The sequence below is a fragment of the uncultured Planktosalinus sp. genome, from assembly GCF_963973675.1.
In the GTDB taxonomy this organism is placed as follows: Bacteria; Bacteroidota; Bacteroidia; order Flavobacteriales; family Flavobacteriaceae; genus Planktosalinus.
The window spans coordinates 1-3,855 of the sequence record NZ_CAXBAN010000266.1; the positions used below are offsets into that span (position 1 = coordinate 1).

The following is a 3,855-nucleotide window of genomic DNA, read 5'->3' on the forward strand; positions in this document are numbered from 1 at the left end:
AAATCTGAACCAATTCTATTGGGGTCTTCTTTTCCAAAATCTTTTCGGCTTAGTGTTATGTTTTCATATCTTACTCCTGGTGTCAATGTAAGACCGTTGAATACAATTTTATAAAGAACGTGGGCTGCAATAGCATCAGCACTGGTAATTCTGTTTGCATCGCTTCCTTTTTGAGCAACAGTGGTTCGAATCATTTCGCCATTTTGTATGGCAAATTTATCTTTCCATTGAAAGCGGTCTTCTGAGTCTTCATGGTAGCGTACACCAATTTCAAGGTTTTGATAAAAGCGGTTTCCAAAATTGATGTTAGCAACTGTTTGTATTCCTTTGGAGTCATAACTTCGGTTGTTTGCTTTTACTCCAAAAACATCATCAGCTGTATTGGTATTTCCTAAAAGTGCTTGATATTCATTAATAAAAGTATTGGGGTCTGCCAAGATAGCGCCTATTCCGATAGTTTCACCAAGGTTAACATCATTAAGTTTATACCAGTTTCGGCTGAACTGATTGTTGTAGGCTGTTGTTCTTAAGGTCACATTTTGAAAAGGTTTGATGAGGTGGTCCAGCTGAAACTGCCAGTGTTCTGTGTTCATCTGATCTTCAGCTGATGCAACATAACGCCTAAACGGATTTTCATCAAAATCTTCCTGGGTTAAACCCAAATAAGTCTCATTTGAAGATTCTTCAGCATATTGAATTTTAAAGGTCAGCGATTGAAAAACTTTCGCATCATGATTTGTGTTCAGACGAAACTTACCCAGGTAGTCACTTTTATCAAACCCGGTATTACCTCCATAGTCCAGAGACTTAAAACCATCAGAATTGTAATTGTAATATTGAGTTACAAAACCAAAATTTGTTCCAGAATCTCCCAGTGTAGCTTCAGTAGTTCTACTGTTATAGTTTCCATAAGAAAACCGAACATCTCCAGAAAAGTCTTTAGGGATTGACTTGGAAACCATATTGATAGCTCCTCCTGTTGTAAAGGGTCCATATTGAACCTGGCTACTTCCTTTTAAAACTTCGATGGCTTCTATGCGGCCCATTGTTGGGAAATAATAGGCAGCAGGTGCGCTGTAAGGAGCAGGTGCAATAAGAACACCATCTTCCATCAGGGTGATTTTAGAACTTCTCTCAGGAGAGGTACCTCTTAAACTGATGTTGGGTCGCAATCCAAAACCATCTTCTTCAAAAACATTCACTCCGGGAACGGCCCTTAGAATTTTATTGGCATCAGTATAACCAAATTGCTGAAGGTCTTGAGGGGATAAATAATAAGCAGAACCGGTTCTGTTTTTAACTTCAAATTTACTTCCTAAAATATTACTGGAGAGCACGATCTCTTTTAGGAGTTCGGTTTTATTGGCTTCTTTTATACTGTCATTTTTCTGTTCATTTTGAGACACTCCGGCCAAAGGAATGAAAAGAACACCTGTAAAAGCAAGTAGTTTGCGCATTTCTTTTATTTAGACTTGTTATAAATAGTTTAAAATTTCTGGCGCAAAAGTAATTCCCAGTTTTGTATCGAGCAAGTTTATTTAGATTAAATTTAAATAGAAAGCATGTTAAAATATGTAAGCGATTCTAAATGAATTAATTTCAAAATAAAAAAAGCTGTCAAATTCTGACAGCTTTTTAAAAAACAGGATTAAAAGCTATTTTATTCCAGCGTGAAATGATTGTTAGTGTCATCAATATCTGCCGTAATTTTATCTGGATCAATGGTAACTTCTTTTAATTTCTTGTCTGTTTTTAGAAGGTAAATCCATCTGTTGGACCGTTGCCAAACTTCCACGGGCAATTCTTTAATTTCCTTTTGTCCATCCTCATAGGTAACTTCAAATTTCAGTGGCATTGGGAATCCGTTATTTTTAAAGGTTAGTAAGAAATCACTTCCAACTTTATCTACTGCTTCAATGGCTAAGTCAATATTATCATTACTATAAAACCAGTGTTTCCAGAACCAGTTTAAATCTTCACCGGCAACATTTTCCATATGATTAAAAAAATCATTGGGTTGGGGGTGTTTGTAAGCCCAGGCATTAATATAAGATTTGAAAGCGTTGTCAAATCGTTCATGACCCAATATGTATTCCCGAAGCATTAAAAGACCATAAGCTGGCTTATAATAAGCTGTCATTCCTAAATTTCTACTTTGTGTAATGTCAGGGTGTGTTGCAATGGGCTCTCTGTTAGGGTTTTTGTTGTATTCTATAATTCCATCTCTACCTAATCTAGTATTGTACTCTCCGTTATTAAAGGCTTTAGTACTGTAATAGTTGATGAAAGTATTAAATCCTTCATCCATCCAAACATGTTTTTTCTCGTTGGAACCAACAATCATTGGGAACCACATATGACCAAATTCGTGATCTGTTACGCCCCATAATCTGGAACCTTTTCGGTCAAAACCACAGAAGGATATTCCGGGATATTCCATTCCTCCTACGTTTGAAGCAACATTGACAGCAGCAGGGTAGGGGTATGGAAACCATTGTTCTGAATAGTATTCAATCGAGGCTTTTGTATATTCTGTTGAGCGTTCCCAGGCATTATCACCATTACTTTCGATTGGATAAGCCGATTGTGCAATGGCTTTTTTTCCTTCGGGAAGATTTATGCGGGCTGCATCCCAAATAAAAGCTTTTGATGAGGCAAAAGCAATATCACGGGTATTTTCCATAACAAAGTGCCAGGTTAATTTTCCGTTTTGTTTTGGCCTAGTAATTTGAGTTTTTCCAACCTCATCAGGTTTAATAAGGTGAATTGTTTGATCACTTTTTTCAGCTTGACGCATTCTTTTTTGTAATTCTGCCGGAAGTACTTCTTTTTCGTTTTGTAAAGCACCTGAAGCGACGACTATATGATCATAGGGAACTGTAATTTTAAAATCAAAATCGCCATAACCAAGATAAAATTCTCCTGCCCCCAGATAGGGTTCTGTATTCCAACCCAATACATCATCAAAAACAGCCACTCTTGGATACCATTGTGCCATGGAGTAAATGGTTCCATTCTTCACATCCAAACGTCCCATTCTGTCCAGACCTTTCCCGGGTATTTTATAGCTAAAATTCATACTTATGGTTGCTTTGCCTCCATTGGCAGCTATGGGTTCATCAAAAAATACCTGCATACGGGTATCTGTAATCAGATAGCGTTTGCTGGTGTTTGTTCCGGTTTTGGCAACAACATTACTGATTTTGTAACCTCCATCAAGGTCTCCGTCAAAACGATATCCCTGAATAGGAGTAGTTAATGCTCCTCTGGAGTCATCTTTGTAACGGTTTTGTTCCAGGTGTATCCATACAAAGGACAATGGCTCAGGGCTGTTATTATAATAAGTTATTTCTACGGTACCTGAAAGTGTGTTGTTATTTTCATCAAGCTCAACTTCCAGTTTGTAATCAGCTCCATTTTGCCAGTAGTCGGGCCCGGGGTTACCAGAGGCTGTTCTTAGGTTTGTACCTTGGCGGTAGGTAAATTCATCAAATTTTGACTGATTGTTTTGAAACGGGGTTTGAGCTTGAGTGCTTGTAGCAAAACAAACTAAAGCGAAAAGAAATTTTTTAAACATGGACACTTTTTATTTTACTTATTTAAAATCCCGCTAAAATACTTATTCAATTCAAACTTCCAAAAACATTAACTTTATAAAAACAGTGATTATATTTTAAAATCTAAAGCAATTTATATAGAAAATTCTTACAATAAATAACATTTAAACGAAAATATAAGTAATAAAACTATATTTATAAATTAAATACTTTATTTTTGTTAAAGAATTATAACAGTAAAAAAAATTTTGGACTACACTTTTATTTTTCTAACCCAAATTAAAAATGAACATAACCA

General features: G+C 36.1%; 2 protein-coding genes. Both read right to left on the reverse strand.

Features of this window, described 5'->3' with window-relative positions:
• Positions 1–1,457: TonB-dependent receptor plug domain-containing protein (locus AACY61_RS10245; RefSeq protein ID WP_339611484.1), on the reverse strand; the 1,457-nt coding region annotated here is incomplete at its 3' end.
• Positions 1,458–1,660: 203 nt separating this feature from the next.
• Positions 1,661–3,577 (reverse strand): M1 family metallopeptidase, encoded by a 1,917-nt coding sequence (locus tag AACY61_RS10250; RefSeq protein ID WP_339611485.1) that lies wholly within the window; start codon positions 3,575–3,577, stop codon positions 1,661–1,663.
• Between the last annotated feature and the right edge of the window lie 278 nt (positions 3,578–3,855).